The following is a 24,395-nucleotide window of genomic DNA, read 5'->3' as shown; positions in this document are numbered from 1 at the left end:
GGGCCGGTAGAAACTCAGTTGTTGTACAGATCGATGATCGCACTGACTGCCTGCGTCTTGACCTTGGAGGCATCGTTGCGTGCCTGCTCGATCTTGTTCAGGTAAGCCTCGTCGACGTCGCCGGTGACGTACTGGCCGTCGAACACCGCGCAATCGAACTTGTCGATCTTGATCTTGCCGCCACCGACCGCTTCGATCAAGTCAGGCAGGTCCTGATAGATCAGCCAATCAGCGCCAATCAGGTCAGCCACGTCCTGGGTCGTACGGTTGTGGGCGATCAGCTCGTGAGCGCTCGGCATGTCGATGCCGTAGACGTTCGGGTAGCGAACCGCTGGTGCCGCGGAGCAGAAGTAGACGTTCTTGGCGCCAGCTTCGCGGGCCATCTGGATGATCTGCTTGCACGTGGTGCCGCGAACGATGGAGTCATCCACCAGCATCACGTTCTTGCCGCGGAATTCCAGCTCGATGGCGTTGAGCTTCTGGCGTACGGATTTTTTCCGTGCGGCCTGGCCCGGCATGATGAAGGTCCGGCCGATGTAGCGGTTCTTCACAAAGCCTTCGCGGAACTTCACGCCCAGGTGGTTCGCCAGCTCCAGCGCGGCGGTGCGGCTGGTGTCCGGAATCGGGATGACCACGTCGATGTCGTGATCCGGACGCTCGCGCTGGATCTTCTCGGCCAGTTTCTCACCCATGCGCAGGCGGGCCTTGTAGACCGATACGCCGTCGATGATCGAGTCCGGACGTGCCAGGTAGACGTGCTCGAAGATGCACGGCGTCAGGGACGGGTTGGTCGCGCACTGACGGGTGTACAGCTTGCCCTCTTCAGTGATGTAGACCGCTTCGCCCGGTGCCAGGTCGCGAATCAGGGTGAAGCCCAGCACGTCCAGGGAAACGCTTTCCGAGGCGATCATGTACTCGACGCCTTCGTCGGTGTGACGCTGGCCGAACACGATCGGGCGGATGCCGTGCGGGTCGCGGAAGCCGACGATGCCGTAGCCGGTGATCATCGCTACAACGGCATAACCACCGACGCAACGGTTGTGCACGTCGGTGACGGCGGCGAATACGTCTTCTTCGGTCGGCTGCAACTTGCCGCGCTGGGCCAGTTCGTGCGCGAACACGTTGAGCAGCACTTCCGAATCGGAACTGGTGTTGACGTGGCGCAGGTCAGATTCGTAAATCTCCTTGGCCAGTTGTTCAACGTTGGTCAGGTTACCGTTGTGCGCCAGGGTGATGCCGTAAGGCGAGTTGACGTAAAACGGTTGAGCTTCAGCCGAAGTCGAGCTGCCCGCGGTTGGATAACGCACATGGCCAATGCCCATGTGACCGACCAGGCGCTGCATGTGACGTTGCTGGAACACGTCACGCACCAGGCCGTTGTCCTTGCGCAGGAATAACCGGCCATCATGGCTGGTCACGATACCGGCAGCGTCCTGGCCGCGGTGCTGGAGGACGGTTAGCGCGTCATACAGCGCCTGATTGACGTTCGACTTACCGACGATACCGACGATGCCACACATGCGACGCAACCCCTACTTAATGGATCTGAACTGAGCACTACTCACTGAGGCGTTTTGGCCGTCGGCAAGAGTTGCTCCTTGAACGGAATATCAGCGGGTACGCTGATTCCGCTGGCAAGCCACTGACTGCTCCACCCGAGGATCAGGTTTTTGGACCAGTCTGCAACCAATAGAAATTTTGGCACGAGTTGTGACTCTTTCCACCACCCGTCCTGCTGTACCGGCCCCAGGCTCAACAGCCCGACGGCGATGACCACCAGCAACCCGCCACGCGCGGCGCCGAAGGCCATGCCGAGGAATCGGTCGGTCCCGGAGAGCCCGGTGACGCGAACCAGTTCGCCGATAAGATAATTGATCATTGCGCCTACGATTAAAGTGGCGACAAACATGATGGCACAGCCCGTGATTATACGTGCCGATGGCGTTTGAATGTACCCGCCGAGGTACTCGGACAGTGAGCCACCGAACATCCAGGCTACGACTCCTGCGATGATCCAGGTCAGCAGCGACAGAGCTTCTTTGACGAAGCCGCGGCTCAGACTGATCAATGCGGAGATGGCGACGATTGCTACGATCGCCCAGTCAACCCAGGTAAATGGCACAGTGCAGCCTACAGACGGATAAGGCGGCGCATTTTAGCAGAGCCCATGCTTATCGGTAAGCTGCGATTGTCAGTGCATTTCATATCGAGGCGATAGTTTTAGCCACGTTCCGGCTGAAAGCGCACCACAAACCCCTTGAGGTTCTGCTGGCGGTTCAGCAAGTCACGCAGCCGATCGGCTTCAGCGCGTTCGATCAACGGCCCGACAAACACCCGGTTTTTTCCGTCGGCGGTACGGATGTAGGCGTTGTAGCCCTGGCTGCGCAGGGTTTTCTGAAGTTTCTCTGCGCTTTCACGGTTCGACAGGCTGGCCAGTTGCACCGACCAACTGACGGGCAAGCCATTGGCATCGATACGGCTTTGCGTGGTGTCCGGCTTGCCCGGTGCCGCGGTGATCGGCTGGGCCGGCGCTGTTGCAGGCTTGGCCGCCAATGCCGGGACCGGCGCGGGCACAACCGGCTTGGCTGCTGGCGCTGCAGGCGCTGGAGCGACCGGAACAGCTGGCACCGCCGATTCCTGCTGGGCGATTTCGTCATCGCTCGGCACGGGCTCCTGAGGTAAAGATTGCGGCTCAGGCACCACCACGGGCTCGACCTGCACCTGGGGCATCGCCGGCGCCTGCGGAGCCGCAGGCGCTTCGACCGTCACCTGGCGTTGTTCGTCCTGGCGGGAAAACAGCATCGGCAGAAAAATCACCGCCAGCGCGACCAACACCAGGGCGCCAACCATGCGCTGTTTGTATGCCTTATCCAGCAATGCCATTTGCCGCTTCCTCCGTGGAGCGCCGGGCCAGCCATTCAAGGGCCTCGGCGACACAATAAAATGATCCGAACAACAGGATTTCGTCGTCGTTCGTGGCCTGCGCGCACTGCCCTTCCAGGGCGGCCGCGACGCTGCCGTATGACGTGACCGAGGCACCAAGACCTTGCAGCGCGGCGTGCAGATCCGCAACCGGACGCGCCCGAGGCGAATCCAGCGGTGCAACGGCCCAGTGCTGGACACTAGCACTCAATTCGCCGACAACACCACCCAGGTCTTTGTCCGCCAGCAGCCCGAATACCGCCAGACGCTTGCCGACCGGCGGGCGACTGGCCAGGCGACGAGCCAGATACTCCGCCGCATGGGGGTTATGCCCCACATCCAGCAATAGATTCAAGCGCTTGCCTTGCCACTCGAACTCACGGCGATCCAGACGACCGACCACCTTCGTTGCCCGCAGCGCCTCGATAATCTGCGCATCCACCCAAGGCAAGCCGAGCAGCAGGTACGCCTGCAACGCCAGCGCAGCGTTTTCCATCGGCAGATCGAGCAGTGGCAGGTCGCGCAGTTCAACCGCGCGCCCTTGCCCATCGACACCGCGCCACTGCCAGTTGTGATCGGTCACACCGAGGTCAAAATCGCGCCCCCGCAGGAAAAACGGGCAATTGAGCTCGCGCGCCTTGTCCAGCAGAGGTTGTGGAGGATTCAGATCGCCGCAGAGCGCAGGCGCGCCCTGACGGAAAATACCGGCCTTCTCGAAGGCCACGGACTCCCGGGTATCACCCAGGTAATCCGCATGATCGACGCCGATACTGGTGACCAGCGCCATGTCGGCATCCACCACGTTGACCGTATCCAGACGACCGCCCAGTCCGACTTCCAGCACCACTGCATCGAGCCCGGAGCGCTGGAATAGCCAGAATGCCGCCAGGGTGCCCATTTCGAAGTAGGTCAGGGAAGTGTCGCCGCGCCCGGCCTCTACCGCGGCAAAGGCTTCGCACAGCTCGGTGTCCGTGGCTTCGATGCCATTGACCGTTACCCGCTCGTTGTACCGCAGCAGGTGCGGGGAGTTGTAGACCCCCACTTTCAAGCCCTGGGCCCGCAGCAAGGACGCCACGAACGCACAGGTGGAACCCTTGCCGTTGGTCCCGGTGACCGTGATCACCCGAGGCGCCGGCTTGCCCAATCCCATGCGGGACGCTACCTGCTGCGACCGCTCCAGGCCCATGTCGATGGCCGAAGGGTGCAACTGTTCAAGGTAGGCGAGCCATTCGCCAAGGGTACGTTGGGTCATAGGTTGGCAGGTACCGGTGGAACCACGATCGGCTCGATGGGTGTAGCCACGAACTTCGGCGTCGGCAGGCCCATCATTTGCGCCAGCAGGTTGCCCAGGCGCGGACGCAGTTCCTGACGGTCGATGATCATGTCGATGGCGCCGTGCTCCAGCAGGAACTCGCTGCGCTGGAAGCCTTCCGGCAGTTTTTCACGCACGGTCTGCTCGATCACGCGCGGACCGGCAAAACCGATCAATGCCTTCGGCTCGCCGACAATCACGTCGCCCAGCATCGCCAGACTGGCGGAAACGCCGCCGTAGACCGGATCGGTCAACACGGAGATGAACGGGATGCCTTCTTCGCGAAGACGAGCCAGCACCGCGGAGGTCTTGGCCATCTGCATCAGGGAAATCAGCGCTTCCTGCATCCGCGCACCGCCGGAAGCGGCGAAGCAGATCATCGGGCAACGTTTTTCCAGGGCATAGTTGGCGGCGCGCACGAAACGCTCGCCGACGATGGCGCCCATCGAACCGCCCATGAAGGAAAACTCGAACGCCGAAACCACCACCGGCATGCCCAGCAAAGTACCGCTCATGGAAACCAGCGCATCTTTTTCGCCGGTCTGCTTTTGTGCAGCGGTCAGGCGGTCCTTGTATTTCTTGCCGTCGCGGAATTTCAGACGGTCAACCGGCTCAAGGTCCGCACCCAGCTCGGCACGGCCTTCAACATCGAGGAAGATGTCGATACGGGCACGGGCGCCGATACGCATGTGATGGTTGCACTTGGGGCAAACGTCCAGGGTCTTTTCCAGCTCCGGACGATACAGCACAGCCTCGCAAGACGGGCATTTGTGCCAAAGACCTTCAGGCACCGAGCTCTTCTTGACCTCGGAACGCATGATCGAAGGGATCAGTTTGTCTACTAACCAGTTGCTCATGCTTTCTTTCTCCAGTACCGGCGGCCCGAACGCTCTGGTTCGCGGCCCCGTGTATGCCCTAGCGCTAAATTCATGTGTGCGAAGAGGGTCGATGGACTGCCACGGTCAGCGCGAAACATGACCTGCGTGCAACCAAAAACCCTCGGATCTGCCTGCTGTGTGCAGTGCATCCGCTTTGTACAGTGCAGTGGACGGCGGCAGTCTGCCAGCCGTCACATCAACAGGTGCTACCGCGTACCGCTTTGATAAATGCCTGGATCTTTGCGTGATCCTTGATGCCCTTGCTCGCCTCTACCCCGCCGCTGACATCCACGGCATAAGGCCGCACGCGCGCAATCGCTTCGGCGACGTTATCCGGCGTCAGACCACCCGCCAGAATGATCGGCTTGCTCAAGCCTTGCGGTATCAATGACCAGTCAAATGCCTCGCCGGTTCCTCCGGGAACGCCTTCGACATAGGTGTCGAGCAGAATTCCGCTGGCACTGGCATAAGCATCGCAGGCCGCGGCGATGTCATCACCCGCCTTGACCCGCAGCGCCTTGATGTACGGGCGGTGCCAGCCTTCGCACTCGGCCACGCTTTCATCGCCGTGAAATTGCAGCAGGTCCAGGGGCACCGCGTCGAGCAGCTCGCCCAATTCGCACCGGCTTGCATTGACGAACAAGCCCACGGTGGTCACGAACGGCGGCAGCGCCTTGATGATCGAGCGCGCCTGCTGGAACGTCACCGCACGGGGGCTTTTGGCGTAGAACACGAATCCGATGGCGTCCGCCCCGGCCTCGACGGCTGCCAGCGCATCCTCTATGCGGGTAATCCCACAGATCTTGCTGCGAACGGCTGACATGTCGACACAACTCCAAGACAAATCCGGGAAAGTCCCGGATGGTAACAAAAGCATTCGAGGGCGTCAGCCGCCAAGTTCCGAGAAGCCGGTCAGAAAGTGTGGACCAATGTAACGCTCGGGCAACTCGAACTCGTCACGGTACTCGACCTGCACCAGATACAAACCGAATGGATGCGCGGTCACGCCACCGGTCCGTCGAATCCGGCTCTCCAGCACCTCTTTCATCCACTCCACGGGGCGTTCTCCAGCGCCAATGGTCATCAGCACGCCGGCAATGTTGCGCACCATGTGATGCAAGAACGCGCTGGCGCGAATATCCAGCACGATCATCTTGCCGTGACGGGTGACGCGCAGGTGGTGCAGTTCCTTGATCGGCGACTTGGCCTGGCACTGGCCGGCGCGAAAAGCGCTGAAATCATGGGTGCCGAGCAGGTACTGGGCGGCCTCGGCCATGCGTTCGACGTCCAGCGGACGGTGGTTCCAGGTCACTTCCTCGTTCAGGTGCGCCGGGCGAATCTGATCGTTGTAGATCACGTAGCGATAACGCCGGGCAATGGCCTTGAACCGCGCATGGAAGTGCGCCGGCATGACCTTGGCCCAACTGACACTGACGTCGTGGGGCAGGTTGATGTTGGCGCCCATGGTCCAGGCCTTCATCGAACGCTCGACCCGGGTGTCGAAATGCACCACCTGCCCGCAGGCATGCACCCCGGCGTCGGTACGCCCGGCGCACATCAGCGAAACGGGTGAGTCGGCGACTTTGGACAAGGCGTTTTCGAGGGTTTCCTGCACGGTAAGCACCCCGGACGCCTGGCGTTGCCAGCCGCGGTAGCGCGAGCCTTTGTATTCGACGCCCAGCGCGATCCGGAAAAAGCCGTCGGCTGCCATTTCGGCGGCCGGGTTATCTATATTTGCCAAGGAGGGACAGCCTGATGATGTACCAAAGGCGGGCATTATAAGGCCGCCGGGCGGGGATGCCAGAGGGATCTCCATTGACTGTTCCGACGCCTTCGCGGGCAAGCCCGCTCCCACAGGGTTCTGTGGCGTTCACAAAACCTGTGGGGCTTGCCCGCGAAGGCGCCACAGCAAACGACATCAACTCATCGGTCAAACAAAAACGGCAGCCTCAATGGGCTGCCGCTTTTTTTACAACCTGCCGATCACTCAAGCCAGGCGCGAAAGCATTTCCTCGGCTTCACTCTTCTGCTCGGCATTGCCTTCGCTTACCACCTCATTGAGGATGTCGCGAGCACCGTCGCTGTCGCCCATGTCGATATAGGCCTGAGCCAGATCGAGCTTGGTAGCGGCTTCGTCGGTGCCGGAGAGGAAGTCGAAGTCATCATCGCTATCCAGTGCGGCATCCGCTTCGGTAAAGGTCGGCTCGCCGATGCTGTTGGACAGGCTCTCAAGCTCGGCGTTGACATCATCCAGCTCTGCCGCGAACGCATCCGGCGTGCCCAGTTCGTCCAGTTCGTCGGCCAGCGACAGATCGAAATCGGCCGGCAATTCCAGGTCATCCAGCGCGACCTCAGGAACAGCCGGGGTTTCGGCAACCGGAAAATCCTTCACACCCTCATCCAGATCCAGCAGGAAATCGTCTTCTGCCAGCATCGCCGGCGACGGTTGCGCACCGAGATCCAGGTCGAGGTCGAAGTCCGACAGATCGTCGAGGTTTTCCTTGATTTCAGTCTGCTGCTGCAACACCGACTCAAAACTCAGATCGTCGTCCAGCGGGAACTCGTCCAGGTCCGCTGGTGCTACCACCTCAGGCTCCGGTGCAGGCACAGGCGTCACAGGTGTAATCGCGTCCAGATCATCCAGGCTCAGGTCGAAGGCGCTGTCGAGGTCATCTTCGAATGGTGTTGGCTCTGGCTCTGACGCCGGTGCTTGCGGCTCATCAAGCAACAGGTCCTTGACGTATTGCGCGTCCAGCTCCGCAGCAACGGCGGCTGCGGCGATGCCACCGGCAGCCACCAGCGCCATGGCCGGGAAGCGGCTTTTGAGCTTTTCAACCTGGGCGAAGTTGTCGCCATTGGCCACCAACTGACGCTCCTGGCCGACGAACGCATCGCGGTCGCCTTGCTGGCCATAGACTTCCATCAGCTTCAGGCGCAAGTCGCTGCGCTTGGGCTCTTGCTTGACGCCGTCCTCCAGCAACGCGGCAGCCTGGTTCAGGCGACCGGCATTGATGTGCGACTGAGCCTGGCCCAGCACGTCGCTGGAACGTTCGGCAGCCGGCGCCACCAAAGGCGCGGCGATCGGCGTGGTCATCACCACCGGTGCAATCACCGGCGCGGGCGCGGGAGCTGGCGTCGGAGCAGTCGCCAGCTTCACGCTCGGCGGCGGAACTTCCAGGCCATCGAAGCTGCTTTCCGGCAAGTCGAGATCGGCCGAGAACGGCTGTTCTTCGGCCAGGGCACGGGCCATGCGCAGATGTTTTTCGGCTTCTTGCTGGGCTTTGCGGCGACGCGCCAGCAACAGCAGCAGGAGCAGCAGAATCACCGCACCGCCACCGACCAGGCCCAGCAGCACCGGATTGGTCAGCAATTCATTGAATTTCTGATCGTCGGATGCCGCCGGTGCCGCCTCGACAGGCTTCTCGGTCGGCGCCGGAGTTGCCTCGGGCACAGGCGCAACCGGTGCAGTTTCAGCCGGAGCAGGTGCCGTGGCCGGGTTGGCAGCCAGCTCGGCCGACATTGCCGGCGCGGTCGCAGCCGCTGGTGCAGTCGCAGCACCTTCGGTTTGCAACTTGGCCAATTGATTGTTCTTCAGCTCGATCAAGCGTTGCAGCTTGTCCACCTGGCTTTGCAGGTCGGCCATGCGGCTTTTCAGTTCGGCGTTATCACGACGACTGGTGTCGAGGCTTTCCTGGGTCACCGCCAGCTTGTTGCTGAGGGCCTTGGCATCTCCCGCCGCCCCTTTACCAGGGTTCTTGCCGGATTCTGCAGACACCAGGCTCAGCTTGTCGGTGGCCGACTGCGCCGGAGCACCCTCGGTGCGAGCGCGATTGGTGGCGTCGAGCTGTTGCTGCCCTGCCCCGGGTTTCGCCACATAGCGGCGGCCCTGGCGCCAGGCCTTGTTCTGCGCGGCCACTTCAGCAATGGCCTTGGCTTGCGGCAGGCCCGCGCTCTGTGCCTGGTCCGGCATGCGCAGCACCTGGCCGGTTTTCAGGCGGTTGATGTTGCCGTCGATAAAGGCATCCGGGTTCAACGCCTGGATGGCCAGCATGGTTTGCTGGATCGAACCGCCATTACGCGCCTTCGCGGCGATTTCCCACAGGGTATCGCGCGGCGTGGTGGTGTATTGCGACGGCTTGGTCGCACCGGTGACGGGCGCAGCAACCGTTGACGTCGGCTGCGCAGCCGCTTCAGCGGTTTGCGGCGAGAACTTGGACGGATCGAGCAGCACACTGTAGTCGCGCAGCAAACGGCCGTTCGGCCACATGACCTGAACCAGGAACTTCACCATGGGTTCGGACAGAGGCTTGCTGGAGGTCACGCGCAGGATGCTTTTGCCGCTGGCGTTGAGCACCGGGGTGAAGGTCAAGTCGTTGAGAAATGCCTGGCGGTCGACACCGGCCTTGGCGAAATCCTCTGGTGAAGCCAGGCTCGGCACCACTTCGGCAGCGGTGAGATCCTTGACATCGAGCAGCTCGATTTCTGCCACCAACGGCTGGTTGAGCGTCGATTTCAGGGTCAACTCCCCGAGCCCGAGGGCATGCGCCATACCGGAGGACAGCGCCGAGGCGGCCGCTATTGCTAACACCAGTTTGCGAACTTGAACCATTAGCTCATCCTTAGTTTGAACATTCCTCGGCCAGCGAGAAGGTATTGATAGTCGCTGCCGTAAGGCATTGCACGCAACGGCGAGGGTCGTCGCGCGCGATCATTTCATTGATGCCCGGCAAAGCCCCGCAGAGTGGCTCTGCCTTCAGTACTCCGGCAAGCATAGGCTCGCGGGGAATCATTCGACAAATTGTTGCAAAGTATCTTTTACAGCAGGTCTTTAATCAACAACTCGGCCAGCTGCACAGCGTTGAGCGCCGCGCCTTTGCGTACGTTATCTGACGTCAGCCACAGATTAAGTTCCGACGTGTCGTCAATACCATGACGAACCCGACCAACGTAGACCACATCCTGCCCTACTGCATCGCCCACCGGGGTCGGGTAATCGCCGGCTTCCACCAGCTCGATGCCGGGCGCATCTTCCAGGGCCGCATTGACTTTCCCCAGGTCGATTTCACTCGCGGACTGCAGGGTCACGCTATAGCTATCGCCAAAAAACACCGGGGCTTGAATGCAAGTGACGGAAATCTTCAATGAAGGCTGCGCCATGACCTGACGCAGCTCACGTACCAGGCGTTTTTCCAGCAACGTATGACCTTGCTCATCCGGCTTGCCGACCTGGGCCAACAGGTTGAAGGCCATCTGCCGATCAAAGAATTTCGGCTCCAGCGGCCGCACATTCAGCAGTTCAGCGGTCTGCCGGGCGAGCTCGCTCACGGCTTCACGGCCCTGGGCCGATACCGCAAGGCTCGCGGTCAGGCTGATGCGCTGCAAATCGAGCAAATCCATCAGTGGCGCGAGCACCACTGCCAGCGTGGTGGCCGACGGGCTTGGGCTGCTGACCTGAAAGGGCTTTTTCAAACCGGCCAACACCTGGGCGTTGGCCTCTGGCACGACCTGCGGCGCCTTTTCGGCCGGCAAGGCACCGGAGAGATCGATCACCGAGCAACCGGCATCGCTGGCGCGGGAAGCGAAACTCAACGAAACCGCCGGGCCGGCGGCAAAGAATGCTAATTGCACCTTGCTGAAGTCGAACTCATCGACTTCCCGTACCCGCACGTTCTTGCCGCGAAACGGTACCGAACTGCCGGCCGATTCGCTGCTGGCCAACAGGTGCAGGGTGCCGATCGGGAAATCGCGCTCTTCGAGAATCTGCACGAGTGTTTCGCCGACAGTACCGGTGGCGCCGATCACGGCAATATCAATGGTCTGGCTCATGGGTTTTACCTCTGGCGAAACGGGGGGAGCGGCACTTTACCGGGTGGTTGGCGGTTCGGCAATTTAGAACAAAAGATCGCAGCCTTCGGCAGCTCCTACAAAGGAATGCGAGCACCTGTAGGAGCTGCCGAAGGCTGCGATCTTTTAACGGCCAATAAAAAAACCCGCACCTCTTTCAAGGCGCGGGTTCTTTCATTGCATCAAACGATCAACGCTCGAGCAGGATCCGCAGCATGCGGCGCAGCGGTTCGGCCGCGCCCCACAGCAACTGGTCGCCGACGGTGAACGCGCCGACAAATTGCGAACCCATGTTCAGCTTGCGCAGACGGCCAACCGGGATGTTCAGGGTGCCGGTGACCTTGTTCGGGCTCAGCTCCTGAATGCTGGTTTCGCGGCTGTTCGGCACCAGCTTGACCCAAGGGTTGTGCTGGCTGATCAGTCCTTCGATATCAGCGATCGGTACGTCTTTGTTCAACTTGATGGTCAGCGCCTGGCTGTGGCAGCGCATGGCGCCGATGCGCACGCAGATGCCATCGACCGGGATCGGGCTCTTGAAGCGACCGAGGATCTTGTTGGTCTCGGCCTGGGCCTTCCACTCTTCGCGGCTCTGACCGTTCGGCAGTTCCTTGTCGATCCATGGGATCAGGCTGCCGGCCAGCGGTACACCGAAGTTTTCAGTCGGGTACGCGTCGCTGCGCATGGCTTCAGCCACACGACGGTCGATGTCGAGGATCGCGCTGGCCGGATCGGCCAGTTGATCGGCAACAGCGGCGTGGGTCGCGCCCATTTGCTTGATCAGTTCACGCATGTTCTGCGCGCCGGCACCGGATGCCGCCTGATAGGTCATGGCGCTCATCCACTCCACCAGGCCAGCCTCGAACAGGCCACCAAGGCCCATCAGCATCAGGCTGACGGTGCAGTTGCCGCCGATGTAGTTCTTGGTGCCCGCATCCAGCTGCTGGTCGATGACCTTGCGGTTCACCGGATCCAGAACGATCACCGCGTCATCCTGCATGCGCAGGCTGGAAGCGGCATCGATCCAGTAACCCTGCCAGCCGGCTTCACGCAGCTTGGGGAAGACTTCGCTGGTGTAGTCGCCACCCTGGCAGGTCAGAATCACGTCGAGGGTTTTCAGCTCTTCAATGCTGTAAGCGTCCTTGAGCGGAGCAATGTCCTTGCCCACGGACGGGCCTTGGCCACCGACATTGGAAGTGGTGAAAAACACCGGCTCGATAAGATCGAAATCCTGCTCTTCCAGCATCCGCTGCATGAGCACGGAACCGACCATGCCGCGCCAACCGATCAGACCTACACGTTTCATCGCAACTACACCTTCTTGAAATGTGGACCGCTACCTTGTCTTGAATTTGGCAGCGGGCCCGAGAGATTACAGATTCCGCAGCGCGGCGACTACTGCGTCACCCATTTCCTGCGTACCGACTTTAGTGCAACCGGCCGACCAGATGTCACCGGTGCGCAAGCCCTGATCCAGCACCAGGCTGACGGCTTTCTCGATGGCATCGGCCGCGGCCTGCTGGTTGAAGCTGTAACGCAACATCATCGACACCGACAAAATGGTCGCCAACGGGTTGGCAATGCCCTTGCCCGCGATGTCCGGCGCCGAACCGTGGCACGGCTCGTACATGCCCTTGTTGTTGGTGTCCAGGGACGCCGACGGCAGCATGCCGATGGAACCGGTGAGCATCGAAGCCTGGTCGGACAGGATGTCGCCAAACATGTTGTCGGTGACGATCACGTCAAACTGCTTCGGCGCGCGCACCAGCTGCATCGCGGCGTTGTCGACGTACATGTGGCTCAGTTCGACTTCAGGATAATCCTTGGCCACTTGTTCGACCACTTCACGCCACAGTTGGCTGGAGGCCAGTACATTGGCCTTGTCCACCGAGCACAGCTTCTTGCCACGGACCATGGCCATGTCGAAACCGACACGGGCGATGCGGCGGATTTCGCTTTCGCTGTACGGCAGGGTGTCATAGGACTGACGCTCGCCGTTTTCCAGGGTACGGGTACCGCGTGGCGCACCGAAGTAGATGCCGCCGGTCAATTCGCGAACGATCAGGATGTCCAGCCCGGAAACGATTTCCGGCTTCAGGCTGGAAGCCTCGGCCAATTGCGGGTACAGGATCGCCGGACGCAGGTTGCCGAACAGGCCCAGTTGCGCACGGATCTTCAGCAGGCCGCGCTCAGGGCGGATATCACGCTCAATCGCATCCCATTTCGGACCGCCAACGGCGCCCAGCAATACGGCGTCAGCCGCGCGGGCACGTTCCAGGGTTTCGTCGGCCAAGGGCACGCCATGCTTGTCGATGGCTGCGCCGCCGATCACGTCATGACTGAGCTCGAAACCCAGGGCGAACTTGTCGCTGGCCAATTCCAGCACCTTGACCGCTTCGGCCATGATTTCCGGGCCAATACCGTCACCTGGGAGAATCAGAATCTGCTTGCTCATGCTTTCCTCATGTCATCAGTCGGTGCGCCCATGGACGCACCCGGAAAAATTCTATCGTTCAGCCATCAGTACCAGTACATCGGTACTGAACGAACCATCGGCCTCAATCTCGAAATATTCGCGTACTTCATTGCCCATCGACTGCTGCAACTCGCGGATCGCCGCGCGCATCACTTCAGGCGTGCGCATACGCTCGACCCAGCTGTTGTACTCCAGGCGCAGGCGCTGACGAGTGGTACTGCGGGTGTGCAGCCCCGCCTCGCTGACCTGGCGCAACCACTCGCCGGCGGAATAATCGCGCACATGACTGGTGTCGCGCAGCACTTCGACGCTTTGCAGGTACGTGTCGAACAGCGGGCTACCTGGTGACAACACGTCGACGAACGCCGCCACGCCGCCCGGCTTCAGGACTCGACGGACCTCACGCAGGGCCACGCCCAGATCACTCCAATGGTGCGCCGAATAGCGGCTGAAGACGAAATCGAATTCGCCATCGGCAAACGGCAGGCGCTCAGCGGCACCATTGACCGTGGTCACGTTGCTCAAGCCACGGTCGACAGCGGCAGCGGTCACCACGTCGAGCATCTGCCGGGACAGGTCGTAGGCCACCACTTCTTTCACCAATGAGGCTACGTGAAAACTCACGTGACCGGCACCGCACCCAAGGTCCAGGACCCGGGCATCGCCCTGCCCCGCCAGCTCGGCCTGTAGCAGCGCGAATTCAGTGCCTTGAGCGTGTACGGCGCTGCTCAGGTAGGCCGAGGCCTGTTCACCGAATTGCTTCTGGACTACCTGGGTGTGTCGGGCGGTGCTGGTCATGGGGACTTCCTTTTTGGGGTTTAGCCTTATGTCGTCTGAGCTACCGTCTTCGCGAGCAAGCCCGCTCCCACAGGGGTTTTGTATACGCCACAAATCCAATGTGGGAGCGGGCTTGCTCCGGGCGGCGATCCGACGAAGAGGCCGGCCCTACCTACCGAAATATCAGATCAATCAAGCGTCGCGAAACAACCAAGGCTGGCTCGCACGATGCCTGGCTTCAAACGTCGCAATCGCATCGCCGTCCTGCAAGGTCAGGCCGATATCGTCCAGGCCGTTGAGCAGGCAGTGTTTGCGGAACGCATCGATTTCGAAGCTCAACACCTTGCCGTCAGGGCGGGTCACGGTCTGGGCTTGCAGGTCGACCTGCAACTGGTAGCCCGGATTGGCCTCGACCTGCTGGAACAGTTCATCGACTTCGGCATCGCTCAAGATGATCGGCAGCAAGCCGTTCTTGAAGCTGTTGTTGAAGAAGATGTCGGCATAGCTCGGCGCGATAATGCTGCGGAAACCGTACTCTTCCAGGGCCCACGGCGCGTGCTCGCGGCTGGAGCCGCAACCGAAGTTCTCACGGGCCAGCAACACGCTGGCGCCCTGGTAACGTTCGGCGTTGAGGACGAAGTCCTTGTTCAGCGGACGCTTGGAGTTGTCCTGGTAAGGTTGGCCCACATCCAGGTAGCGCCATTCATCGAACAGGTTCGGGCCAAAGCCCGTGCGCTTGATCGACTTCAAGAACTGCTTCGGGATGATCTGGTCGGTGTCGACGTTGGCACGATCCAAAGGCGCGACAAGACCAGTGTGCTGGGTAAAAGCTTTCATGCTGCGCTCCTTTAGATCAATTCACGGACGTCGATGAAACGACCGTTCACAGCGGCGGCCGCGGCCATGGCCGGGCTGACGAGGTGGGTACGACCACCGGCGCCCTGACGGCCTTCGAAGTTACGGTTGGAGGTCGAGGCGCAATGCTCGCCGGACTCCAAACGGTCCGGGTTCATCGCCAGGCACATCGAGCAACCCGGCTCGCGCCATTCGAAACCGGCTTCGAGGAAAATCTTGTCCAGGCCTTCCGACTCCGCCTGGGCTTTGACCAGACCCGAGCCCGGCACGACGATGGCCTGCTTGATGGTCGAGGCCACTTTGCGGCCCTTGGCGATCACCGCCGCGGCACGCAGGTCTTCGATCCGCGAGTTGGTGCACGAACCGATGAACACGCGGTCGAGCTGAATGTCGGTGATCGCCTGGTTGGCGGTCAAACCCATGTACTTCAAGGCGCGCTCGATGGAACCGCGCTTGACCAGGTCCATTTCCTTCGCAGGATCCGGCACGTTCTGGTCCACCGCCAACACCATCTCAGGCGAGGTGCCCCAGCTGACTTGCGGCTTGATCTGGGTCGCATCGAGCTCAACCACGGTGTCGAACACCGCATCGGCATCGGACACCAAGTCTTTCCAGGCTTCAACGGCCAGTTCCCATTCCGCGCCTTTCGGAGCAAATGGACGGCCCTTGACGTAAGCCACGGTCTTTTCGTCCGCAGCCACCAGGCCTACGCGAGCGCCGGCTTCGATGGACATGTTGCAGATGGTCATGCGGCCTTCAACGGACAGGTCGCGAATCGCGCTGCCGGCGAATTCGATGGCATGGCCGTTACCGCCGGCGGTGCCGATCTTGCCGATCACGGCGAGCACGATGTCCTTGGCGGTCACGCCGAACGGCAATTGGCCTTCGACCACTACCCGCATGTTCTTCATTTTCTTGGCGACCAGGCACTGGGTGGCGAGCACATGCTCGACCTCGGAGGTGCCGATACCGTGAGCCAATGCGCCGAACGCGCCGTGGGTCGAGGTGTGGGAGTCGCCGCAGACCACGGTCATGCCCGGCAAGGTCGCGCCCTGCTCCGGGCCGATGACGTGGACGATGCCCTGGCGAACGTCGTTCATCTTGAACTCGACGATGCCGTATTCATCGCAGTTGTCGTCGAGGGTCTGGACTTGCAGGCGCGAGACCTGGTCAACGATGGCGTCGATGCCGCCCTTGCGCTCCGGCGTGGTCGGTACGTTGTGGTCCGGGGTCGCGATGTTGGCATCGATGCGCCATGGCTTGCGCCCGGCCAAACGCAGGCCTTCGAAGGCTTGCGGCGAGGTCACTTCGTGGATGATGTGACGATCGATGTAGATCAGCGCGGAGCCATCGTCGCGCTGCTTGACCAAATGCGAATCCCAGAGCTTGTCGTAGAGCGTTTTGCCGGCCATCAGACGGTTCCTCATCAGCTTGTTTCTATGCCCCGGGTCTTGAAATGCTCAATAACCCTTTGGCTTGTGAGGCTGATCCTATGGGGTTACATTAAATAACTCAAATTCATATTTTTTATGCTTTGGATAACCAAGTGGAATACAACCATGGACCTGGCCAACCTCAATGCTTTTATTGCCATCGCCGAGACCGGAAGCTTCTCCGGCGCCGGCGAACGACTGCACCTGACCCAGCCTGCGATCAGCAAACGCATCGCCGGGCTGGAGCAGCAATTGAAGGTGCGCCTGTTCGATCGTTTGGGGCGTGAAGTGAGCCTGACCGAGGCCGGGCGCGCCCTGCTGCCGCGGGCCTACCAGATTCTCAATGTCCTCGATGATACGCGCCGTGCCCTGACCAACCTCACGGGCGAAGTGACCGGCCGTCTGACCCTGGCCACCAGTCACCACATCGGCCTGCACCGTTTGCCGCCCTTATTAAGGGAGTTCACCCGACGCTACCCACAGGTGGCGCTGGATATTCAGTTCCTCGATTCGGAAGTGGCCTACGAGGAAATTCTCCATGGCCGCGCCGAACTGGCGGTCATTACCCTGGCACCGGAACCCCATGCACTGGTCCAGGCCACCCCGGTGTGGGACGACCCGCTGGATTTCGTGGTTGCCCCGGAGCATTCGTTGCTCAATAACGGCAAGGTCAGCCTGGCGGACATCGCCCGACACCCGGCTGTCTTCCCCGGCGGCAACACCTTCACCCACCACATTGTGCAGCGGCTGTTTGAAGCCCAGGGCCTGACGCCCAACATCGCCATGAGTACCAATTACCTGGAAACCATCAAGATGATGGTCTCGATCGGCCTGGCCTGGAGCGTTTTGCCGCGCACCATGCTCGATGAGCAGGTGGCGCGCATACCTTTGCCGGGCATACAACTCACTCGCCAGCTAGGCTATATCCTGCACACGGAAAGGACACTGTCGAACGCCGCGCGGGCCTTCATGGCGCTGCTGGATGCTCAACTCGATCCGCCAGGGACTCAAGGCTAAGTTGTGCTACTCCTATAGAGCCGCGAATTCCCGTGCCAAACGCCCATTCAGCCTAAGGCTTGCCAATGCCCAAATCTGTTGATCGTATTCCGCCTATGCCGCGTATACAGGCACTTGACCCGAAAAACTCCGAACAGAGCTGGGAAAGTGCCTCGCAACTGTTGGCCGCGCTCAACGGCGCGCGCCTGGGTGCCTGGTATTGGGATATCGAGCGCGGGCAGATCAGCTGGTCCCGGGGTACGCAGGCGTTGTTTGGCTTCGACCCCCGCAAACCGTTGCCAGCGGATCTGGAATACCTCGACCTGCTGCCCCCGGAAGATCGCGCGAAAACCGTTCGCGCGTTCCACGCGGTCATCGCTGGCGCGCCGCTGGAGCAAATGATGCACCACCGCATCCGCTGGCCCGATGGCAGCCTGCACTGGCTGGAAATCAGCGGCAGCCTGTTGCCCGACAAGCACGGCCGGCCACGGATGATCGGTGTGATCCGCGAGATTACCCACCAGCGCCAGCGCGAACAGGCGTTGAGCAGCTCGGAAAAACGCTTCGCCACCCTGTTCCACCTGTGCCCGAACATGGTCCTGCTGACCCGCCAGGAAGACGGCCTGATCACCGAAGCCAACCAGTATTTCGAAAGCCTGTTCGGCTGGCCGGTACAGAATGCAATCGGCCGCACCACCCTGGAGCTGGGCCTGTGGGTACACCCCGAGCAACGGGACGAACTGGTCAAGGCCACCAAAGCCAAAGGCGACCTGGTCAGCATGGAAGTGCAGTTTCGCGCCAGCAATGGCCTGATCCACGACGGCATCCTCAGTGCGCAAAAGGTCGAGCTCGAAGGCCAGCCCTATCTACTGAGCACTTTCCTTGACACCACCGAACGCAAAGTCGCCGAACAAGCCCTCAAGGACAGCCAGGAACGCCTCGACCTGGCCCTGGACTCGGCGCAACTGGGCACCTGGGACTGGCACATTCCCAGCGGCATGCTCTACGGATCGGCACGGGCCGCCCAACTGCACGGCCTGGACGCCAAACCTTTCCACGAGTCCTTCGACGAGTTCTTCGAAGGCGTGCCCGGCGAAGAACGCGACACCATGCGCGACGCTTACCGCAGCCTGCGTGAAGGCCCGGCCGGCAACTATCAATTGACCTACCGCGTGCAATTGCCCGACGGCAGTTCGCGCTACCTGGAAAGCCGTGCCCGCCTCTACCGTGATGACAGCGGCGTGCCGGTGCGCATGGCGGGCACATTGCTCGACATCACCGACCAAGTGGAGCGTGAACAACGGCTGGTGGCCTCCGAAGAAAAATTCGCCACGCTGTTCCAGGTCAGCCCCGATCCGATCTGCGTCACCCACCAGGATTCCGGCCAGTTCATTGAGATCAACTCCAGCTTCACCCAGACCTTCGGCTGGAGCACCGCCGATGTGATCGGCCGCAGCGCCGACGAAATCGGCCTGTGGGACGCTTCGGCGAAAAGCCTGCGACGGATCGAACAAGTGATCCGCGAACAAGGCCTGAACAACGTGGCCATTCTGGTCCAGCACAAGGACGGACAGGCCCTGACTTGCGTGATTTCCAGCCGCCAGATCAGCGTCGGCGACCAGCCCTGCATCGTCACCACGCTGCGCGACATCACCCAGCAACAGCGCTCGGAAGCGGCGCTCAAGGCCAGTGAAGAGAAATTCGCCAAGGCCTTCCACTCCAGCCCCGACGCCATCACCATCACCGAGCGCGACACCGGGCGCTATCTGGAGGTCAACGACGGCTTCTGCCGCCTGACCGGCTACCGCGCCGAGGAAGTGGTGGGCCGCACGGTGTATCAGGTCGGAATTTGGGCCGAAGAAAAACAACGCTCGGCGCTGCTGGCCGAATTGCAGATCAAGGGCCGGGTTCATCACCAGGAAATGCTCGGGCGCAACAAGCGCGGCGAACTGCTCACCGTCGAAGTCTCGGTGGAACCGATCACCCTCAATGAGACCGCCTGCCTGCTGCTGACCGCGCGAGACGTCAGCCTGTTGAAAAACGCCGAAGCGCAGATCCGCCACCTGGCCTACCACGACCCACTGACCAACCTGCCCAACCGCGCCTTGCTGATGGACCGCCTGAGCCAGCAGATCGCCCTGCTCAAACGGCATAACCTGCGCGGCGCACTGATGTTCCTCGACCTCGACCATTTCAAGCACATCAACGACTCCCTCGGGCACCCGGTGGGCGATACGGTGCTGAAAATCATCACCGCGCGCCTGGAGGCCAGCGTGCGCATGGAGGACACCGTTGCGCGCCTGGGCGGTGACGAATTCGTGGTCCTGCTCAGCGGCCTCGAAGGCTCGCGCAGCGAGGTCAGCGATCAGGTTCGCGAAGTGGCCGACACCATCCGCGAGCTGCTGTCCGAGCCGATGTTCCTCGACGGCCAGCGCCTGCAAGTGACGCCCAGCATCGGCATTGCCCTGATCCCCGATCACGGCTCGACCCCGACCGACCTGCTCAAGCGCGCCGACATCGCGCTCTATCGCGCCAAGGACTCGGGGCGCAATACCGCGCAGATGTACCACAACACCATGCAGAAGGCCGCGAGCGAACGCCTGCGCATGGAAACCGACCTGCGCCTGGCGCTTTCCCGGGGCGAGTTTCGCGTGCATTACCAACCCCAGGTCGACGCCCGGGGCGACCGCATCGTCGGTGCCGAGGCGCTGGTGCGCTGGAGTCATCCGGAGCTCGGCGCGCAGTCACCCAACGAGTTCATCAAGGTGCTGGAAGACAGCGGGCTGATTCTGGAAGTCGGCAACTGGATCCTCGACGAAGCCTGCCAGGCCTTCAAGCAATTGATCGACAACGGTCTGGTGAATCCGTACAAATTCAGCCTGTGCGTGAACATCAGCCCGCGCCAGTTCCGCCAGAACGACTTCGTCGAACGAATTGAAAACAGCCTGGCCAGCTACGGCCTGCCCTGCTCCCTGTTGAAGCTGGAAATCACCGAAGGCATCGTGATCCAGAACCTGGAAGACACCATCAACAAAATGCGTCGCCTGAAAAAACTCGGCGTGAGCTTCGCCATGGACGACTTCGGCACCGGCTACTCCTCACTGACCTACCTCAAGCGCTTGCCGGTCGACACCCTGAAAATCGACAAGTCGTTCATCCGCGACGCCACCAGCGACCCGAACGACGCCGAGATCATCCGCGCCATCGTCGCCATGGCCCGCAGCCTGGATTTGAAAGTAATTGCCGAAGGGGTGGAAACAGCGGAGCAGCTAGAGTTCCTGCAGGGGCTGGAGTGCCATTTCTATCAGGGGTATTTGCACAGCCAGCCGTTGCCGGTGGAGGAGTTTAAAAAACTATTGAAATAACACCCCCTTGTAGGAGCGAGCTTGCTTGCGATGCACGCTAACGATGACGCGGGCTGATTGGAAAAACGCGGCTCCATCACCCTAATCGTCGTACGACCGTTGAAAAAAGCCATTCATCCCCATTTCCTACACGCATCTCGGAAACATCCTATTTACGTTTATTTCTCCGGCGCTGACCCTGTGCGCCGCACGTTGCCATGCCTCGATTTTCACTCGGGAGCCGGCACCATGTGCTTGCTGGCGGGCCCTTTGGAGCGGCTCGCTCAAGTCGCGAAAAAACAGGAGTTGATGCAATGGCCAAGGGATATTTCATTCGCAAGGGCGATAAGACCAGCTGCGGCGGCGAGGTGCTGGAGGGCGATACCCGCATCACGATGTTTGGCTTCGCCCATGCCCGCGAAGGGGACCGGGTGTCTTGCGGCAAGAGCAGCGAATTCTTTCAAATCCAGGGTGGTGTCTCGTTCATTGATAGTCACGGCAGGCCCGTAGCCGGCACGTTGGACAGTGTCAGCAGTTGTCCCTGCAAAGCCACGCTGCAGCATTCGATTACGATAACCAGCTATATCTCTCAGGCTACTCCAGCGCCCCCCACAGCCAGGGCCGTCCCTCAACCCGCGACTCCTCCTGCCCCTGCCAATCCGGTCGCGCCTCGCCAGTCCGGGCCTGCTTCGGCAGCGAAGACTGCCACGCCGACCTTCAGCGAACGGCCGGGAACGGCCTGCGAGAACCTCTGGCGCGGCTACCAGCAACGGGTCGAAAACGTCGTGGCGCCGGGTGGCAGGCTGATCACCGACCCGAAAGCGCGCAACAAGGCAATCAACGCAGCGTACGCGCAGTTGTGGCGTCATGATCAGCGCTTCCAGTGGGCGGGGCTGGCGGCCTTTGCCTCCAAGCAGGTGGGCTGCGGCCTGCTGCACGCGGCGGAGTCGATCGACAAGATGCAGACTGAAGAAGAGACGATGCAGCAGTTGAGGGACAGCGCCAGGCAAGGGCTGGTGGGTTTGCTCAGCCCCAGCGAGCGGGAAAAGCGGGCGACGATTCGGGAGTTTGAACAGCGCCAGCGCGACTACGAACAGGCCAACCGCGACAACCCGGTGTGGGGCTTCACCCATTGGGGTGTCGACAGTGCGTTGCCCCTCGCGCAACGGATGTACCGGTTCGTGCACGAGATGCTGGCCATGGGCAATACCACGCTGTTCCTGGATGTGTATCCGTTGCATGTGTTTTATGCGGAGCGGGGGTTGGAGGCGTTGAAGGCTTGTCTGGCTTCACGGAAGAACATCTATGGCACTGGTGAGCATCCGGTACTGTGGCCGGTCGGACAGGAAACGCTGAAGTTCGGGACTGAACACGATGAAATCCTGCAAGCCTTCGAGGCCATAGAGGCTGGCAACATCGCCGAAAGCGTTGAGCACCTGGCTTGGCACGAACAGAAAAATATCTTGCAACCCGCGATGTATAGCGACTGGCGGCTCAATTCGTTGCTGCTCGGTAACCATTTTTCTTACGTCATCGGTATCCCGTCCGGTGCTGCTGAGGCCGTTGAACTAACCCTGGCCAGTCAGTGCCGCCGCATTGATGACGGACGCACTATTGGGTTTGGCAACAACCCCGTTGCGGATCTGTCCGACATTCGTCAGCGCATGCCATTCGTACTCAGGGCTGCGGCGCAGTTTGACAAGCTTTTAAAGGGCAGCAATCGCCATCAAATAGAGCAAGCGATTAAGGATATCGCCGCTGGACTAGGCGTGAGATGAGCCGGCTTCGACGTACAGGCTGGCAACGAGCCTGGTTGATTATTGTCGCGCTCCTGGCAGTCGTAGTTCTCCGTGCTTGCGCAAGTGAACCGGAAATCGCACTGGTGATTGGTGAGCCTTGGGAAACCATGAGAGAACGCTCCAGTGCGGCCATTGATCCAGCCATCCCTGGGCATTTCTGGGGTAGATTGCCAAAGTCGGATGCTCGCCTTCGTCTTGCTGACCCTCAATATGGCTTTATAACTCCACTAGCGCGCTACTTCACCATTAGCTTCAAAGGTGATGAGTCAGTCAATGTTGTCCATATGTCTCCGCAAGTCGAGCCCCTGCTGCTAGACGATACGCTCAAGGTCGTGCTGGACCTGCAGGAGCAATGGCGCAAGGGTGGCTGGACGCCGAATCGGGTCAGGGAGTTTCCATCGTTCGCCGATACGCCCCAATGGCGCGCCCAACTGCGGGACGTCAACAAAGGCGGCACTGCCTACTGGCTTGCAAGCGACAAGTATCAAGTGATGCTGGTGGTTAATCGCTTTAAGGATAAAAAACGCCCCACAGAAGAGCGTTATCTCATCACGCTGGAGCTTAGTAAGTCACGGGGCGTGCGATGAGTTTGATGCATCGCGTGGGGTGGCGACGTGGTGTCGTGGTGCTCGCAGTCGCGGCTCTCCTGACAGCAGCGGCGATTCAAGTCCTGTCGGATGAGCCGGAAATCGCCCTACTCATTGGCGAGCCTTACGAGCTTATGCGCCAGCGCTCTAGTGCTGTCATCGGTCCGGCTATTCCCGGACAGGTGTCGTTCAACATTCCAAAGACTGATGCCCGTCTGCTTTTCCTGGATCCCGAGTACGGGTTTGTAACCCCGCTAGCCACATTTTTTACGATTATTTATAACAAAGAGAAGATCATCAGTGTCCGCATGTCCCCGCAAATCGAGCCACTACTACTCGACGACACCTTCAAGATCATACTGGATCTGCAAGAGCAATGGCGTAAAGCCGGCTGGGTACCCATCCGGGTCAAGGACTTCCCATCGTTCGCCGACACCCCGCAATGGCGAGCCCAACTGCGCGATGTCAACAAAGGCGGTACAGCCTACTGGCGAGCGGGTGACAAGTACCAACTGATGCTGGTGGTCAGTCGCTTCAGGGACAAAAAGCGTCCCACCGAGGAACGCTACCTCATCACATTGGGAATCCACCGATCACGGGGCGTGCAATGATTATTTTGCAGTGCATGGGGCTGGACTTGAGTCAAAAAAAGACCCCGACAAGTCGGGGTCTTTTAATTTCGGCCGGCTACCTGATCAATCACACGACCCGGCTTCGGGCTCGACTCAGTGTTGCAGAGCCTTCTTCTGCGTGCCGTTGATCGGGATGCGCTTGGCTTTCGCCTCTTCCGGAATCACCCGCAGCAGGTCGATGCTCAAAAGACCGTTGCTCAGGCCGGCAGCCTTGATCTCGATGTGATCCGCCAGACGGAAGGACAGTTTGAAGGCACGTTGCGCAATGCCCTGATACAGATAAGTGACGTCTTCGTTCGCGTCGCGTTTACCGCCACTGATGGTCAGCACACCCTTCTCGACTTCGAGTTCCAGATCTTCTTCCTGGAAACCGGCTGCGGCAATGACGATGCGGTATTGATCGTCGCCGTGTTTCTCCACGTTATAGGGTGGATAGCTGCTGCCTGGTTCGTTGCGCAGGGCGGTCTCGAACAGGTCGTTGAAACGGTCGAAACCTACCGAGGAACGGAACAGTGGGGCCAGGGATAATGTAGTAGCCATGAT

At 60.6% G+C, this 24,395-nt stretch carries 20 protein-coding genes; 5 read left to right on the top strand and 15 right to left on the bottom strand.

Going from position 1 to position 24,395, the window contains the following annotated elements; translation table 11 throughout:
* Window positions 1-14 precede the first annotated feature (14 nt).
* The 14 genes from purF to leuC all read right to left on the bottom strand — a co-directional run bounded on the left by purF (window position 15) and on the right by leuC (window position 16,473).
* Complete coding sequence (purF, locus tag ACM6G4_RS23875; RefSeq protein ID WP_056722191.1) at window positions 15-1,520, bottom strand: amidophosphoribosyltransferase; 1,506 nt, start codon at window positions 1,518-1,520, stop codon at window positions 15-17.
* A gap of 41 nt (window positions 1,521-1,561) precedes the next feature.
* Window positions 1,562-2,122 carry a CvpA family protein gene (locus tag ACM6G4_RS23870; protein WP_056722189.1) on the bottom strand — a complete coding sequence of 187 codons (561 nt, stop codon included), beginning with the start codon at window positions 2,120-2,122 and terminating at the stop codon, window positions 1,562-1,564.
* 98 nt (window positions 2,123-2,220) lie between these two features.
* Window positions 2,221-2,883, bottom strand: coding sequence for an SPOR domain-containing protein (locus ACM6G4_RS23865; protein ID WP_414914746.1), 663 nt, complete (start codon window positions 2,881-2,883; stop codon window positions 2,221-2,223).
* Window positions 2,867-4,174, bottom strand: a complete 1,308-nt coding sequence (folC, locus tag ACM6G4_RS23860) for a bifunctional tetrahydrofolate synthase/dihydrofolate synthase (protein ID WP_414914745.1) — start codon at window positions 4,172-4,174, stop codon at window positions 2,867-2,869. The genes ACM6G4_RS23865 and folC overlap by 17 nt, the downstream gene beginning before the upstream one ends.
* Entirely contained in the window at window positions 4,171-5,091 is a 921-nt protein-coding gene (gene accD, locus ACM6G4_RS23855) for an acetyl-CoA carboxylase, carboxyltransferase subunit beta (protein ID WP_056722184.1), read from the bottom strand. Before accD ends, folC begins: the two co-directional genes overlap by 4 nt.
* A 217-nt stretch (window positions 5,092-5,308) precedes the next feature.
* Complete coding sequence (locus ACM6G4_RS23850) at window positions 5,309-5,935, bottom strand: phosphoribosylanthranilate isomerase (RefSeq protein ID WP_056722182.1); 627 nt, start codon at window positions 5,933-5,935, stop codon at window positions 5,309-5,311.
* A 63-nt stretch (window positions 5,936-5,998) separates the two neighbouring features.
* Window positions 5,999-6,823 (bottom strand): tRNA pseudouridine(38-40) synthase TruA, encoded by an 825-nt coding sequence (truA, locus tag ACM6G4_RS23845; RefSeq protein WP_056722181.1) that lies wholly within the window; start codon window positions 6,821-6,823, stop codon window positions 5,999-6,001.
* Between the two features lie 276 nt (window positions 6,824-7,099).
* Window positions 7,100-9,721, bottom strand: coding sequence for a FimV/HubP family polar landmark protein (locus tag ACM6G4_RS23840; RefSeq protein WP_414914744.1), 2,622 nt, complete (start codon window positions 9,719-9,721; stop codon window positions 7,100-7,102).
* Between the two features lie 206 nt (window positions 9,722-9,927).
* Entirely contained in the window at window positions 9,928-10,938 is a 1,011-nt protein-coding gene (locus ACM6G4_RS23835; RefSeq protein WP_414914743.1) for an aspartate-semialdehyde dehydrogenase, read from the bottom strand.
* A gap of 208 nt (window positions 10,939-11,146) precedes the next feature.
* Complete coding sequence (gene asd, locus ACM6G4_RS23830; RefSeq protein ID WP_007975660.1) at window positions 11,147-12,259, bottom strand: aspartate-semialdehyde dehydrogenase; 1,113 nt, start codon at window positions 12,257-12,259, stop codon at window positions 11,147-11,149.
* Window positions 12,260-12,325: 66 nt separating this feature from the next.
* Window positions 12,326-13,408, bottom strand: coding sequence for a 3-isopropylmalate dehydrogenase (leuB, locus tag ACM6G4_RS23825; protein WP_056722174.1), 1,083 nt, complete (start codon window positions 13,406-13,408; stop codon window positions 12,326-12,328).
* 51 nt (window positions 13,409-13,459) lie between these two features.
* Complete coding sequence (locus ACM6G4_RS23820; RefSeq protein WP_414914742.1) at window positions 13,460-14,227, bottom strand: class I SAM-dependent methyltransferase; 768 nt, start codon at window positions 14,225-14,227, stop codon at window positions 13,460-13,462.
* 171 nt (window positions 14,228-14,398) lie between these two features.
* Window positions 14,399-15,043: a 3-isopropylmalate dehydratase small subunit gene (leuD, locus tag ACM6G4_RS23815; protein ID WP_056722170.1), complete on the bottom strand. Its 645-nt coding sequence runs from the start codon at window positions 15,041-15,043 to the stop codon at window positions 14,399-14,401.
* An 11-nt stretch (window positions 15,044-15,054) separates the two neighbouring features.
* A complete protein-coding gene (gene leuC / locus ACM6G4_RS23810) occupies window positions 15,055-16,473 on the bottom strand; it encodes a 3-isopropylmalate dehydratase large subunit (RefSeq protein ID WP_056722167.1) in 1,419 nt (472 codons plus the stop codon).
* 147 nt (window positions 16,474-16,620) lie between these two features.
* On the opposite strand from leuC, the gene ACM6G4_RS23805 reads away from it, so the two are divergent.
* The 5 genes from ACM6G4_RS23805 (at window position 16,621) to ACM6G4_RS23785 (ending at window position 23,831) form a co-directional block, all read left to right on the top strand.
* Window positions 16,621-17,511, top strand: coding sequence for a LysR family transcriptional regulator (locus ACM6G4_RS23805; protein ID WP_056722165.1), 891 nt, complete (start codon window positions 16,621-16,623; stop codon window positions 17,509-17,511).
* 65 nt (window positions 17,512-17,576) lie between these two features.
* Window positions 17,577-20,855: an EAL and GGDEF domain-containing protein gene (locus ACM6G4_RS23800; protein WP_414914741.1), complete on the top strand. Its 3,279-nt coding sequence runs from the start codon at window positions 17,577-17,579 to the stop codon at window positions 20,853-20,855.
* A gap of 293 nt (window positions 20,856-21,148) precedes the next feature.
* On the top strand, window positions 21,149-22,612 hold the full coding sequence (locus ACM6G4_RS23795; RefSeq protein WP_414914740.1) for a PAAR domain-containing protein: 1,464 nt from the start codon (window positions 21,149-21,151) through the stop codon (window positions 22,610-22,612).
* On the top strand, window positions 22,609-23,220 hold the full coding sequence (locus ACM6G4_RS23790; RefSeq protein WP_223542283.1) for a hypothetical protein: 612 nt from the start codon (window positions 22,609-22,611) through the stop codon (window positions 23,218-23,220). The genes ACM6G4_RS23795 and ACM6G4_RS23790 overlap by 4 nt, the downstream gene beginning before the upstream one ends.
* A complete protein-coding gene (locus tag ACM6G4_RS23785; protein WP_223542284.1) occupies window positions 23,217-23,831 on the top strand; it encodes a hypothetical protein in 615 nt (204 codons plus the stop codon). Before ACM6G4_RS23790 ends, ACM6G4_RS23785 begins: the two co-directional genes overlap by 4 nt.
* A gap of 114 nt (window positions 23,832-23,945) precedes the next feature.
* Here ACM6G4_RS23785 and ACM6G4_RS23780 read toward each other — a convergent pair whose 3' ends face one another.
* Window positions 23,946-24,392 (bottom strand): Hsp20 family protein, encoded by a 447-nt coding sequence (locus ACM6G4_RS23780; RefSeq protein ID WP_056722160.1) that lies wholly within the window; start codon window positions 24,390-24,392, stop codon window positions 23,946-23,948.
* Window positions 24,393-24,395 lie beyond the last annotated feature (3 nt).

The sequence above is a fragment of the Pseudomonas sp. IT-P258 genome (assembly GCF_949767825.1).
Lineage (GTDB): Bacteria > Pseudomonadota > Gammaproteobacteria > Pseudomonadales > Pseudomonadaceae > Aquipseudomonas > Aquipseudomonas monachiensis.
This window is presented reverse-complemented; position numbering and strand designations above follow the sequence as displayed.